Raw genomic sequence first — 13,562 nt, 5'->3', positions numbered from 1 at the left:
CCTGTTCCCTATTCCCGGCGTCAGATCGGCATGTTCATCACGTCCTGGTACGCCTGGACCAGCCGGTTGCGCACCTCGACGGTGGCGCGGAAGGCGACCTGCGATTCCTGCATGGCCACCATCACCCGGGCCAGGTCCGCGCGCGGATCGCCCAGTTCGAATGCCTGCTGCAGCTCGCCGGACTTGCGCTGGGTCGCGCTGACGTTGTCCAGCGCCTTGGCCATCGTGTCGGAGAACCCCGGCCCGTCGGACGGACGTGCGGCGCCGGCGCCGGGGTTGAACAGCGAGGGATCGATGGCGGTGCCGGCAGGCGCATCGGCCCGCAGCGCCGCGTGCGACTGGTGCGCCCGGATCTGGGAGAGGATCGATGAAATGGCGTCGCTCATTGCGGGCCGGGTCCGTGTCGGCGGGGTCTGCCCGGACTAGGCAAGGCGCGTGCCACGGGGTTGACGGGTTTCCGGCGCGGGGCGGGTGACGGGGCGATGGCGGGTGCCACGCATCACGTACGAGCGGAACGGATGCCACCGGTCCCTTTGTAGGAGCGACGTGAGTCGCGACCGAGGGACTTCGGGCGAGCGCGTATCGCGACTTGCGTCGCTCCTGCAAAGGAGGTGTGGGGCACGCGGCGAACCGGCTTCAGCCGCGATCCGGAACCGGTGCCGCGTGGGGTGTCCGGTCGCGACGCACGTCGCTCCTACAAACGGGGTGAGGGATTCGGGGCGCTTGGGGCGTCCGGTCGCGACTTGCGTCGCTCCTGCAAAGCAGGTGTGGGGTCGGGGCGACCGGGCTTCGCGGCTGAAGCCGCTCCTACAGGGGCGGCGCGATCGCGATCGGTGCATTCGCGACCCGTGCGGTCGCGATTGGTGTGATCACGGCCCGTTGGGTCGTGACCGGCGCGCTTACGACTCGTCGCGATCGAACCCGTACTTGCGCAGCTTCTCCACCAGCGTGGTGCGGCGCAGGCCCAGCAGCGGTGCGGCATGGGCGACGACGCCGTCGGCCTGCTGCAGGGCGGCGCGGATCAGTTCGACCTCGATCTCGGCCATGTGCCCGCGCAGGTCGATGCCTTCCGGGGGCAGGGTGGCGTTGGGCGACAGCGTTGCCGGGTCGGTCGCCGCGGCGGCCGCGGCGGCAACGGGTGACTCGGTCATCGGCGCGGCCGGCGCGTCCGGCACGCCGGCCCGGTAGCGCGCGGGCAGGTCGTCGGCGCCGACCTGGCCGGACGGGTGCAGCACCGACAGCCGCTCGAGCAGGTTGGCCAGTTCGCGCACGTTGCCCGGCCAGGCGTAGTGGCGCAGCGCCTGCACCGCGTCGGGCGCCAGCTTCACGCTGCCGCGGCCGGACTCGGACAGCTGGCGGGCGATGGCGGCGATCAGGTCGGGCAGGTCGTCGGCGCGCTCGCGCAGCGCCGGCATCTCGATGGGGAACACGTTGAGACGGTAGAACAGGTCCTCGCGGAACTTGCCCTCGGCGATGTGGGTTTCCAGGTTGCGGTGGGTGGCGGCAACGACGCGCACGTCGCACTGGTGGGTCTGGGTGCCGCCGACGCGCTCGAACGTGCGCTCCTGCAGCACGCGCAGCAGCTTGACCTGCATGGCCATCGGCATGTCGCCGATTTCGTCCAGCAGCAGGGTGCCGCCCTCGGCCATCTCGAAGCGGCCCTTGCGCTGGGTCAGCGCGCCGGTGAAGGCGCCCTTCTCGTGGCCGAACAGTTCGCTTTCCAGCAGGTCGGCCGGGATCGCGCCGCAGTTGATCGCCACGAACGGCTTGCCGGCGCGCCTGGAGCGCTGGTGGATGGCGCGCGCGGCCACTTCCTTGCCGGTGCCCGATTCGCCCAGGATCAGCACGGTGGTGTCGAACGGCGCCACCTGGTCGATCATCTTCAGCAGCTTGCGTACCGCGGGGCTGCGGCCGGTCGGGCCGGTGTCGCCGGCGGTGGCGCTGCGGCGTTCGTCTTCGTCGATGCGCTTGAGGCTGGCGCGGCGCAGGGCTTCCTGCAGCTGGGCGCGACGGATGGGATAGTCCAGCGTCCATACCGATTCGGGATGGAGCTGGCCGCGCCAGTCGGCGCCCTCGTGGCCCGGCAGGACCATCAGCGGCGGGTGCAGGGACTGGCTGGACAGCCATTTGGCGAAGCCGTCGAAACCGTCGTCGCCCGCGGTGTCGCCCACCACCACCGCCACCCAGTCGCTGGCCCGGGCCTTCTTCAGGTCGATGTCGCTGGCATCGGCGATGCGTGGGGAGAAATCCATGAACTCCAGGAGCGTGGCCACGCGTTCGGCACGCTGCGCATCCTGGTCCAGCAGGAGGATGCGTGACTCGCTCATCCGGCCGACCCCGCCGGTGCCGGCGCCAGCACCGCGGGTGCGCCGTCGGCCCCCAGCCGTTCCAGCAGCTCGAGCACGTCGTGGATGTAGGACAGCTTGCTGACGAAGGCGTCCGCGCCCGCGCGGGCGGCGTGCTCGCGGTGCTCGCTGTCGTCGAAGTGGCTGGCGATCACCACGAATGGCGGGCTGTCCTGCGCCTTGATCAGCCGCGTGGCCTGCAGCCCGCCCATCTCGGGCATGGCCAGGTCCATCAGCACCACGTCCGGGCGCAGTGCCTCGCACTGGGCGATGGCCTGGATGCCGTTGTTGGCCGACCCGACCACGTCCACCCATTCGAGCTTGCGCAGGTGGCGCATCGCGGCGTTGATGAAACCGGCGTGGTCGTCGACCAACAGGATCCGTAGGGTTTTCATTGCAGTGTCCTCAGCATGCCGCACGGGCGGCGACAGGCGGGTGCATCCGCGCGCGTGCCGGCCCGATCGAAAGTTGGTCCCGGTACTTGGCGACGGTGCGGCGCGCGATGCGCACGCCCTGGCGCGCCAGCATGCCGGCGATCACGTCGTCGGCCAAGGGGGCGTGGGGCGGCTCGGCGTCGATCAGGCGCTTGACCATGGCCTTGACCGCGCTGCCCGACACCGCCGCGCCCTCCAGCCGCACCGCGAACAGGCGCTTGAGCTCGAAGGTGCCGCGCGGGGTCTGGATGTACTTGCCGCTGGTGATGCGCGAGACGGTGGACTCGTGCATGCCGATCGCATCGGCGACCTCGCGCAGGGTCAGCGGTGCGATGGACTCCTCGCCCTGCTCCAGGAACCCCTGCTGGCGCTCGACCAGCACCTGCGCGGTCCGCAGCAGGGTGTCGTTGCGCATGGCGATGCCGCGCACCAGCCAGCGCGCTTCGTCGAGCAGGCCACGCAGTGCACCGTGCTCGCCCGGGGCGGCCGACAGCGCCTGCTCGCAGTGGGCCGAGATGCGCAGCCGCGGCGTGCTGCGGCCGTTGAGCGCGACCCGCCAGGTGCCGCCCAGGAGGCGCACGACCACGTCGGGGATCACGTGGGTGTCGGCGGCCGTCGCCGGTTCCTCCACGGCGCTGGGACGCAGCGACAGCACCACCGCGATGGCGGCCTGCACGGCATCGCCGTCGGCCTCCAGCGCCTTGCCCAGCGCGGCATGGTCGTGGCGGGCCAGCAGGTCCAGGTGGTGGGCGACCATGCTGCGCGCCAGCCCGTGGGCGCCGTCGCTGGCGCCGCGTGCGGCGAGCTGTGCCAGCAGGCACTCGCGCGCGTCGTTGGCGGCCAGGCCCGGCCAGTCGCCATGCAGCAGGCGCTGGCGGACGGACTCGATCTCAAGGGGCGGCAGCGACAGCGCGTGGTGGGCGCGGGTCAGCAGCTCCGGGTGCGGGACTTCCAGGAAGCCGCGGTCGTCGCAATGGTCCAGCCACCACGAGGCGATGGCGAGGTCGGCATCGGACCAGTCGGCGGCCAGTTCGCGAAGGGTGCGGACGCGCCAGTCGGTGGAATCGCCGGCGGCGATGCGGGCGGTGGCGTCGTCGTCGGCGCCGCCTCCCGAGGACGGACCCGACATGAAGGCCGGCTCGGGCAGTTCGTCCCATGCCGCGGCGTCCAGTGCGCCGTCGTCGCCGGCCTGCGCCTGGGCGTCGGTTTCCCCGGCCTCGTCCTCGTCCCCGGTCTCCAGCAGCGGGTTGCGCTCCAGCGCTTCGCGCAGCTCCATTTCCAGCTGCGGCGCGGTCAGCTGCAGCAGGCGGATGGACTGCAGCAGCTGCGGGGTCAGGTTGACGCCCTGGCTGAGCTTGGCGGTGACGGTGGCCTTCATCGTGATCCCCTGGTGCGCGCGGCGCCGGCCTCGGCGCTGTCGGTGTCCCCGTGGTCCCCACGCACTCCACTGCGTGGTCCACGCCTTGCATGCTGCGCCTGGCGCGCCGGCAAGCGAATCGGGGCAAACCCGAGCGGTGTCAGGGCGATCCCGGGTCGCATGTCAGGGTTTCCCCTACACGGTGCCGGAATCCCGGCACGGGGTCACAGTTCGTCGTGCAGCCGCAGGGCGGTGCGCAGCAGTTCCACCGAGTTGCGGCAGCCCAGGGTTTCCATCAGGCGGGCGCGGTGGGTCTCGACCGTCTTGCCGCTGATGCCCAGGTCGCCGGCGATCTGCTTGGTGGTCCGGCCCTTGCCCAGCAGCACCAGGATCTCGCGCTGCCGCGGGGGCAGGGTGTCGACGGCGGTCCGCGCATCGGGCTTGTCGGGGCGGTTGCCGCGCAATTGCGGCGCCGACACCTGCGGGGAGAGGTAGGTGCGACCGGCAGCGGCGGCACGCAGCGCGATCTCCAGTTCGGCCGGCGCGGCCTCCTTGACCACGAACCCGCTGGCCCCGCGCGCCAATGCCTCGCGCACGTGGGTGGCGTCGTCGTGCATCGACATGATCACCACCGCGGAGTCCGGGCAGACGCGGCGCAATTCGTCCAGCGCCTCGAAGCCACTGCGGCCGGGCATCGACAGGTCGAGCAGCACGGCCTCGGGGTGGTGCTCGCGGGCGCGGATGACCGCTTCGTCGGCGCTGGCCGCCTCGGCCACCACCTGCATGTCGTCGAACGACTCCACCAGGCGCCGGAGGCCGGCGCGGATCAGGGTGTGGTCATCGCAGATCAGTACCCGCACGTGTCGGGGCTCCAGCCGGGCGTGGGTAGCGGTGCGGGCCACCTTAGCCGACGGGATGGGGCGGTGCCAGCGAGCCGGTGGCGCTTTTGCGGCTGTCCCGATGGCCGGAGGGACGGGCGTGGATTCCGACGGAGACCTGGTTGTGCTCGGAGGGTCTTGGATCGCGGCTGAAGCCGCTCCTACAGGGGGGGCGCGGGCTGCGTTTGCTCCATTCGAATCGTCACGGCGGTGTGTCCCAACCCGACCCGGAGGGCGGCGCACAGGGATGTGCGCCGTTTCCCGACCGAGCCATGGATGGCGAGTCGGGAAATCCGAGGCGACACCGGCGTGCCAACGGGAGTTTCGTCGGGGAAGACCCTTTCTTTTGGTGACTTTTCTTTGGGTCGGCAAAGAAAAGTTACCCGCCTCCAGGCGGAAGCCCTTGCCCTTTCCTTCGACATGAGGAGCAAAAGCTTTCGCCTGAAGGCGAGTTACTTTCTTTGAAGCGCCAAAGAAAGGTAACCAAAGAAAGGCGCTATCCACGACACATCGAACACCTTGCGTGGGGCGGCGCGGGGACTTTCCGACTCGGCATCCCTGCCGAGATCGGAAAGCGGCGCACATCCCTGTGCGCCGCCCTCCGGGCCTGGCTGGGGCGATGGCGCGTGGGGATGCGCGGAAAGCCCAGGGTCAACGGCCGAAGGCCCTGTAGGAGCGGCTTCGGCCGCGAAGCCCGGTCGCCGCGCCGCATCGAGATCGTTGTAGGAGCGACGTGAGTCGCGAACGTCACTCCGATCGTGAGGCGATCGCGACTTGCGTCGCTCCTGCAGGGTGGGGGCGGGTGCCGGGATCGCGGTTGGCGCCGCGCCTGTCCCGGAGGCACGCCGCGCGCTTACCGCGGGCGGCGGGCTTCTGCGACTTCGCGGCGGTGCACCCGGAACAGGTGGCGTTGCAGTGCCGATTCCAGCGCGGGGGTGAGCGGGCCGAAGCGCAGCCACAGCCGGGGGTCGGCGGGATCGTCCACGCTGGCCAGAACCGTGGCGGGCAGTTCCAGCGATTCGGGCAGCCAGTCGGAGGGCTGGATGCGGAAGGTGCCGGTGGTGCCGGGCGAACGTGCGGTGTCGGTGGGCAGGCACACGCCCAGGGCGGACCAGCGCACGGTGCGGATCGGGTCGGACGGCTCCTGGCTGCGGACCAGGCGCGCCATCAGCGCGGTCAGCAGGTCGACCTTGGCCTCGAGCCGGTGGTGGGCGGCGTTGGCGGGGTCGTACTCCTCGTTGTCCTCGATGCCACGGCTGTCCTCGACCACCGCAAGCGCGCGCAGCAGGCCTTCCGACCGCAGGCACGCGGCGCGCATGTCCATGGGGTCGGGCGCGGCCGGGTGGAAGCCGGACGGCCGCGCTTCCTCGCACGCCAGCGCATCGCCGAAGATCTCATCGCGCGCGCGGGCGGCGTCCATGTGCTCAGGCGCCGGCGAGGTAGGCCCGCACGCCGCGCTTGTCGCGGCCCAGCTGGCCGAGCAAGGCCGCGGTTTCGTCGCGGGTGGCGGTCAGTTCGGCCAGGAACGCCTGCTGGGCGTTGAGTAGCGCCAGCAGGACGGTGCGGTCGCCGGCCTGGTGGTCGATCGCCCGCCGCAACTTGACTTCGTGGTCGCGCATCAGCGTGGCCGCGGCGTCCCAGTCGCCGGCGTCCATCGAGGCGCGGATGGCATCGGTGGGCAGGGCCGGGATCATGCGGCACCCCCGGCCACCGCGGCCTGCGGTTGGCGGGGGCCGTCGGCAATGGCGTTCCACGCGGTTTCGATGTCGCCAAGCAGTGCGTCGACCTCCTGCAGCGGCGCCGACTGGTTGTCGGCGTTGGCCTCCAGCAGGCGACGCTGGGCGTAGTCGTACAGCGAGGCCAGGCCGTCGGCGATCTCGCCGCCCGCTTCGTGGTTCAGCGATCCGTTGAGGCCGCCGATGATCGCGCTGGCATCGGCGATTGCCTGCGACTTGCGCAGCAGGTCACCGCGCTCCAGGCAGGCCACCGCCAGCCGGGCGCGCTCGCGTGCACCCGACAGCATCAGGGCGATCAGCCGGTGCGGGTCGGCGTCCAGCACCGCGCTGGACACGCTGGTCTGGCGGTACTGGTTGGCGAGGTTGCGTGCGCTGTACATGGGGTGGCCTCAGAATCCGGGCAGGTTGGCGAGCTGTTGGGCGAGGTAGTTGCTGGTGCTCTGGAGCTGGGCGACCAGGCCGTCCAGGGCGACGAACTGCGTGCGGTAGCGGGCTTCCACCTGCTCCATGCGGCGGTCCAGTGCAAGGCGCTGGGAGGCGAGCGCCTTGGTGCGGGTGTCCAGGCTGTCGCTGCGGCTGTCCATCAGGCCGTCGTCATCGAGCAGGGTGGCCAACGTGCGGCCGATGCCGGCGCCGATGCCGGTGTCCTCGTCGAACAACGCCGCCACCGCAGCCGGGTCCTCGGCGATGGCCTTGTTGAACGCGGCCTCGTCGATCTTGAGCTTGCCGTCCTTCTCCACCGTGATGCCCACGGCCTTGAGTTCGACCACGTTGCTGCTGAGGTGGGCGCGCAGGTCGCGGCTTGCGCCCCGCACCATGGCGTCGCCATTGAGCGCGGCGGCGACCTGGGTGCTGGTGTTGTAGGCGGTGGCGCTGGCGATCGCACCGTGCGCGCCGTTGTAGGCGTTGACGAACGTTTTGGCCGCGTTGCGCTGGGCGGACGGGTCGGACGCCACGCCCAGGGTGAACTCGGTGCCGGGCTGGGCACGGGTCAGTTCCACGCTGACGCCGGGCACCAGGTCGGCAACGCTGTTTTCCGACAGCGTGCGGGTCAGCCCGTCGATGCGGACCACCGCGTCCCCGGCCGCGGCCTGCTGTTGCATGCCGCCGGTGGCACCGTCGAAGGTTAGCGCGGACAGACCGCCGTCGCCGCCGCTGGCACTGACGGTGATGGCGTTGGCGGTGCCGGTGCTGGCTGCGCTCAATACCAGGTGGTCGCCGGCATCGGACTGGATGATGGTTGCCAGGATGCCGTCGCCCCCGGCGGCGACGTTGATGGCATCGCGGATGGCCGACAGGCTGCTGGACGCCGCATCGATCTCGACCTGAAGCGTGGTCCCGCCGAAGCCCAGGGTCAGCGTGCCGGTACCGACGGTGGCCTGGCTGTCGGCGAACCCGGCGGATGCCAGCTTGTGCGCCGTGGCAAGGGTTTCGACTTCGACCCGGTACTGGCCCAGGGCGGCGCCGGCGGTGGCCGAGGCGGTGAAGCCGGCGTCCTTCTCCACGGTGACGCTGCGGGCGTTGCGCGCGGCGTTGCCGGAAAGTGCCTCGGCGGAGGTGCGCAGCCCGGCGAACGCGCTGCGCAGGCTGCCCAGCGCGGAGATCTGCGCCTGCAACTGCCGGTTGGTGCGGTCGTTGCGGGCGTCGGTGGGCGCGCGCTCGGCGGCCACCAGCTGGCGGACGATGCTGTTGACGTCCAGGCTGGAGCCGATCGCGCTCATTGCACGGCTCCCTCGGCCCGGCCACCCGACTGGCCCATGGTGGTGCGTGCGCTCATCCCGGTATCCATGCAGGCGCCGTGCCGCGCGCGGTTTGCGCCGGTAGGCTCGAGTCGGGTGGGGTGGGCGCGGCGCATCGGGTCACCTCATCAGTGCAGCAGGCCCAGCACGCCCTGGGGCGCCTGGTTGGCCTGGGCCAGCATCGCGATGGCGGCCTGCTGGAGGATCGCGATGGGCCGCAGCCACGTGCTCCGGGCGACGTCCGAACCGGACAGGTTGCGCTGGGCGTTGAGCGACATGACGTTGGAGTTGATGACTTGCATCGGTTGTCTCGCTCGGTGGGCGCAGTCGCGGAATGGGTGGGGCGCGGGCGAACAGGTCGCCCGCGCCCTGCAGGTCCGGTAGGCGCGGCGGGCGCCGCGCCTCCGGGGTGGTTCATCAGCGCAGCAGGCTCAGCACGCCCTGGGGCGCCTGGTTGGCCTGGGCCAGCATCGCGGTGCCGGCCTGCTGGAGGATCTGGTTGCGGGTCAGCTGGGCGGTTTCCTTGGCGAAGTCCGCATCCTGGATCCGGCTGCGTGCAGCCGACAGGTTTTCGGAGTTGGACGAGAGGTTGGCCACCACCGAGCTGAAGCGGTTCTGGATCGCACCCATGTCGGCGCGGGCGTTGTTGAGCGCGGTCAGCGCGCCATCCATCGCCAGCATCGCGTTGTCGGCGCCGGCGGCGGTGGAGATGTCCAGCGAGCCGAAGCCGGTCTGGGCCGTGCCAGCCACCGTGGAGGCCGTACCCGCCGTGGTGCCCGCGGTCACGCCGCTGACGTTGACCAGGTTGGCCAGGACCAGTTCCTCGTCGGTCGAGGTGATCTCGCCGGCCGCGCTCATGGTTACGTTGGCCAGGCCCGGGTTGTTCGCGGTATCGGCCTTGGCGGTATCGAACGCGGCCTTCAGCGCGGCGGTGGCGGCGGCTGCGTCGGCGGCACCATCGGCGGTGGAGATGGTCTCGCCGTTGATGTCGATCGACATGCCGGTGGCGAATGCAGTGGCCGTGGCGGCCGCGGTGGTCTGCGTGTAGGCGGTGGTGTCAGCGGATGTCCACTCGCCCAGCGCCGCGGAGCTGGCGTCGGTGATGTTGGCGACGTTGATCGTCTCGCCCTGGTTGGCGCCGACCTGGAAGGTCTGGTCCTGGAACGAGCCGTCGAGCAGCTTGACGCCGTTGAAGGAGGTCTGCGTGGCGACGCGGTCGATCTCGGCCTTCAGCTGCTGGGCTTCCTTGTTCAGGGCCTGGCGGTCGGAGGCGGAGTTGGTGGCGTTGCGCGACTGCACGGCCAGCTCGCGGATGCGCTGCAGGTTGTTGCCGATCTCGCCCATGGCGCCTTCGGCGGTCTGTGCCAGCGAGATGCCGTCGTTGGCATTGCGGGCGGCCTGGTCCATGCCGCGGATCTGGGTGGTGAAGCGCTCGGAGATCGCCAGGCCCGCGGCGTCGTCCTTGGCGCTGTTGATGCGCAGGCCCGAGGACAGGCGCTGCAGGCTGGTCGCCAGGTCGGCGCCCGTGTTGGACAGGTTGCGCTGGGCGTTGAGCGACATGACGTTGGAGTTGATGACTTGCATTTGTGCATCTCCTGGAAGGGGTGATCCGGCGGGCGGCGAAGGCCTGGGGCCGGGTTTCGCAGGGTGTTGGCGTGATTGCCCTCGCCGCTGCTGTGATGGATAACGGCGCGTGCTTGTCAAGCTTTAGGGGTTGTTCGACGAATCGGCCGACGAACGGTCGACGCAACGCGCACGACCCGCCACGTTGTGATGCGCGTCACTGCATGGCGTGCACGAAGTGCGCAAAGCGACGCTGGGGCGTTGTGCATGGATGCCACGGCCGGAGGGGCAGGCAATCGGCCAGAGACGCGAAACCCGCGGTCGCGGTAGCGACAACGGGCCGGGTGTGGGGAGTGGATGCCGGCGCCGGCCGGGTTGCAGGCGCCGGGAGATACGCGTGCCGCGGCTCAGCGCAGGCGGTCGAACAGCGAGAGACCCTGCACGCGCATCATCGTGGCCTGCGCCGCTTCCAGTGCGGTCAGGTGCAGCGTGAGCCTGCTGGCGGCTTCGGCGAAATCGACATCGCGCAAGGAGGAGAGCGTCTCGGTCATCGAGATCTCGCCCGCCTCGCGGGTGTCGGCGGCGGCATCGACCGCGGCCAGTCGTGCGCCGGTGTCGGCGCGCATGCGCAACAGGTGGTCCTGCGCGGAGGACAGGTCGGCCAGTGACTCGCTGATGATGTTGTCGCGTCGCGCGCGTTGCGCATCGGTGGCGGCCGGTGCGGCCATCGCGTCGGCCAGCCGCTGCAGCGTGGTGAATACGGCCTGGTTGGGCGCACGCTGCACGTCGAAGCCGTCGCCGGCCGCGGGCGCGCCGGTCAGTCGCAGGGTCACGCCGCCGACATCGATCGAGTCGCCGCTGAGGTAGCTGCCCGTGGACACGACCGCGCCGTTTGCATCGTGGATCTCGTAGGCGTCGGGCCCGGTGAACTGCAACCGCAGCGTCGCACCGTTCCATTGCGCGCTGTCGGCCACCGACGTCGCCTGCAGCACCGCGCGGCCGCTGTTGCCCGGGTCGGCCGAGCCGCGCACGTCGCCGGTGCCGGCGCGCACGCGCAGGAACACCTCGCTGCCGGCGTTGGTATCGCCCACCGCAAGCCCCGGTCCGATGTCGACCTGGTTCTGTCCGTCGTCGCCGGCATAGCTGACGTTGCCGGCCGAGAGCGCGAACGGCGTGACGCCGTCACGCGTACCGGCGAACAGCTGGCGGCCGTTGCCGTCGTCGCGGTTGGCGATGCCCAGCATCTGCGACTGCAGTGCGCGCAGCTCGGCAACCAGCATGGTGCGGTCGCCATCCGACAGCGCTGCGTTGTTGCCCTGGATCGCCAGTTCGCGCGCACGCGTCAACGTGTCGCCGGCATCACCCAGCGCGCCTTCCTGCAGGCGCAGGCGGTGCCCGACCAGCCCGCTGTTGCGCTCGAACTGCTCCAGCGAGGCCAGTGCGTGGTCGATGCGCTGCGCCGAGGCGGCGCCGGCCGGGTCCTGCGCGGCGCGGGTGAGCTTGTTGCCGGTGACCAGCTCCTGTTGGGTTCGGGAAATTTCCTGCTGGCGGCCGAGCATCCCGGCCAGTCCCTGCGCGTGCAGTTGTGCGGTGGAAATCCTCATGCCCGTCTCCGGTGCGGGGTGGCGCCGTTCATCGACGCACCGCGCCGAGCAGCGACTGGAACAGGGTGTCGGCGGTCGCGATCACCTGTGCGGCGGCCTGGTAGGCCTGCTGGTAGCGCAACAGGTCGGCGGCTTCCTCGTCCAGGTTGACCCCCGAGACGGACTCGCGCTCGGCGGTGACCTGGGCGTCGATCGCGCTTTGCGCGTCCAGGGTGAGTTCGGCGTGGCGTGCGTCGCTGCCCACGCGCCCGGTGAACTGCGCCAGGCCCTCGGTCATGCCGACCGTGCCCCCGGCCAGTACCCCGGCGGTGTCCAGGCCCGCCAGCGCGCGGGCGTTGCCGTTGTCGGACGAGCGCGCGGCGGTGCGGGCCAGCGAGAACGCGTCACCGGCGACCGGCGTGCCTTCGACCTGCAGCGACCAGCCGGGACCGGTGATCGGGTTGCCGGCGGTGTGCGGGTAGGGGCCGGCGCCGTTGACCGTGTACTGGCCGGCGTCGATGAATTCGATGGACGCGCCGCTGAAGGCGGCGAACGCGGCGGGGTCGGTGACGCGTGCCCCGCCCAGCGATGCGTTGCCCAGGTTGGCGGTGTCGGCGCTGGTCCGCAGCGGCGATGCGGCGGCGAGGCCGGCCGGGTCCGACAGCGCGACCTGCAGCCCGCTGGCCGCGCCCGAGGTCGGTCGCAGCGAGAATCGGTCGCCGTTGGCAGGTGCGCCGGCGACGACCAGTTCCACCCCGTCGACCCGCAGCGGATCGGCAGCGGTGCCGCTGCCGGTCATCGCCACCGGCTGGCCGCTGCCGGCGCGCGTCGCGCTCCAGGCGCCGCCGTCGAACCGCAGGGTCAGGTCGTGGCCGGTGAGCGCGCCGGTATCGCCGAACGCCGCCGCCAGGGTGGCGCTGCCGCCGTTGCCGGCATGGCGGTCGACGCGCGGCGCGGGGACCGAGAACAGGTCCGCGCCGGGCTGGCCGTTGTAGTCCACGCCCGCGTTCTGGCCGGCGTTGAAGCTGCGTGCGAAGGAGACCGCCAACCGGCCGACTTCGGCACGCGCCGGGTCCAGCACGCGGTTGCGGAACTCCAGCAGCCCGCCCACTTCGCCCGACACGCTGCTGGCCGGGAGCTGCACCGGCCCGTTGGGGCCATCCAGCGCCAGCTGCAGGCGGTCGGGGCGGAACGGGTCGGTGACCGTGCCCAGCGCCATCGCCCGGTTGCCCAGCACCATGGCCTGGCCTCCGGCGGTGAAGACGTTCATCGCCCCGTCGTCCTGCATCACCGTCTCGCCACCCACCAGGCGGGCCAGTTGCTGCACGCGCATGTCGCGCTGGTCCAGCAGTTCGGGCGTGGCGTTGCCGCCGGCCGAGACGATGTCGCGGTTGAGGTGGGCGATCTCCGATGCGATGCGGTTGGCCTCGCCGGCCTGGGCGGCCATGCGTTCGTTGGTTTCGGACTCCATCCCCGCCAGCTGCTGGTCCATCGAACGCCAGCGCGCGGCGAGCTGCTCGGCCGAGGCCAGTACCTGGCCGCGTGCGACGGCGGAAGTCGGTTCGGCAACCACGCCTTCGACCGCGCCGAAGAAGCCAGACCACGGGCCGCCCAGCCCGGTGGCGCTGTCGGAAACCAGCGCATCGATGCGCCCGGACATCGTCGACAGCTGCTGCAGCCGGCCCAGTTCGCTGCTGCTGTCGACTTGGCGTGCGAACACCAGGCTGTCGGCCAGGCGCTGCAGCTTGGCGACATCCACGCCGCTGCCGATATGCGCGGCGCCGACCCCCTGACCGGGGCGCGTGGCCAGTTCGACCCGCTGCCGGCTGTAGCCGGGCGTGGCGGAGTTGGCGACGTTGTTGCCGACGGTCGACAGCGCCCGCTGGAAGGCGAGCAGGGCGGAACTGCCGGTGGAAAGCATGGTCAT

At 71.2% G+C, this 13,562-nt stretch carries 13 protein-coding genes; all 13 read right to left on the bottom strand.

Annotated features, from left to right (window positions below; translation table 11 throughout):
• Positions 1–20: 20 nt before the first annotated feature.
• The gene (gene fliE / locus ACJQWL_RS05230) at positions 21–386 is read right to left on the bottom strand and encodes a flagellar hook-basal body complex protein FliE (protein WP_330969944.1); all 366 of its coding nucleotides are present in this window, start codon (positions 384–386) and stop codon (positions 21–23) included.
• Between the two features lie 513 nt (positions 387–899).
• Entirely contained in the window at positions 900–2,327 is a 1,428-nt protein-coding gene (locus ACJQWL_RS05225) for a sigma-54 dependent transcriptional regulator (RefSeq protein ID WP_411300750.1), read from the bottom strand.
• A complete protein-coding gene (locus ACJQWL_RS05220) occupies positions 2,324–2,740 on the bottom strand; it encodes a response regulator (RefSeq protein WP_330969699.1) in 417 nt (138 codons plus the stop codon). The genes ACJQWL_RS05225 and ACJQWL_RS05220 overlap by 4 nt, the downstream gene beginning before the upstream one ends.
• 10 nt (positions 2,741–2,750) lie before the next feature.
• On the bottom strand, positions 2,751–4,157 hold the full coding sequence (rpoN, locus tag ACJQWL_RS05215) for an RNA polymerase factor sigma-54 (protein ID WP_330969700.1): 1,407 nt from the start codon (positions 4,155–4,157) through the stop codon (positions 2,751–2,753).
• Positions 4,158–4,360: 203 nt separating this feature from the next.
• Entirely contained in the window at positions 4,361–4,996 is a 636-nt protein-coding gene (locus ACJQWL_RS05210) for a response regulator (protein ID WP_330969701.1), read from the bottom strand.
• An 871-nt stretch (positions 4,997–5,867) separates the two neighbouring features.
• Positions 5,868–6,434, bottom strand: a complete 567-nt coding sequence (locus tag ACJQWL_RS05205; RefSeq protein ID WP_330969702.1) for a PilZ domain-containing protein — start codon at positions 6,432–6,434, stop codon at positions 5,868–5,870.
• Positions 6,435–6,438: 4 nt separating this feature from the next.
• Entirely contained in the window at positions 6,439–6,708 is a 270-nt protein-coding gene (locus ACJQWL_RS05200; protein WP_330969703.1) for a hypothetical protein, read from the bottom strand.
• Positions 6,705–7,130 carry a flagellar export chaperone FliS gene (gene fliS, locus ACJQWL_RS05195; RefSeq protein WP_330969704.1) on the bottom strand — a complete coding sequence of 142 codons (426 nt, stop codon included), beginning with the start codon at positions 7,128–7,130 and terminating at the stop codon, positions 6,705–6,707. The genes ACJQWL_RS05200 and fliS overlap by 4 nt, the downstream gene beginning before the upstream one ends.
• A 9-nt stretch (positions 7,131–7,139) precedes the next feature.
• A complete protein-coding gene (fliD, locus tag ACJQWL_RS05190) occupies positions 7,140–8,471 on the bottom strand; it encodes a flagellar filament capping protein FliD (RefSeq protein WP_330969705.1) in 1,332 nt (443 codons plus the stop codon).
• A 146-nt stretch (positions 8,472–8,617) separates the two neighbouring features.
• A complete protein-coding gene (locus ACJQWL_RS05185; protein ID WP_330969706.1) occupies positions 8,618–8,791 on the bottom strand; it encodes a flagellin in 174 nt (57 codons plus the stop codon).
• Between the two features lie 115 nt (positions 8,792–8,906).
• The gene (locus ACJQWL_RS05180; RefSeq protein ID WP_330969707.1) at positions 8,907–10,073 is read right to left on the bottom strand and encodes a flagellin; all 1,167 of its coding nucleotides are present in this window, start codon (positions 10,071–10,073) and stop codon (positions 8,907–8,909) included.
• 386 nt (positions 10,074–10,459) lie between these two features.
• Positions 10,460–11,656: a flagellar hook-associated protein FlgL gene (gene flgL / locus ACJQWL_RS05175; protein WP_330969708.1), complete on the bottom strand. Its 1,197-nt coding sequence runs from the start codon at positions 11,654–11,656 to the stop codon at positions 10,460–10,462.
• Between the two features lie 28 nt (positions 11,657–11,684).
• A complete protein-coding gene (gene flgK, locus ACJQWL_RS05170) occupies positions 11,685–13,562 on the bottom strand; it encodes a flagellar hook-associated protein FlgK (RefSeq protein ID WP_411300749.1) in 1,878 nt (625 codons plus the stop codon).

Origin of the sequence: Novilysobacter viscosus (assembly GCF_046600715.1) — a bacterium.
In the GTDB taxonomy this organism is placed as follows: domain Bacteria; phylum Pseudomonadota; class Gammaproteobacteria; order Xanthomonadales; family Xanthomonadaceae; genus Lysobacter_C; species Lysobacter_C viscosus.
This window is presented reverse-complemented; position numbering and strand designations above follow the sequence as displayed.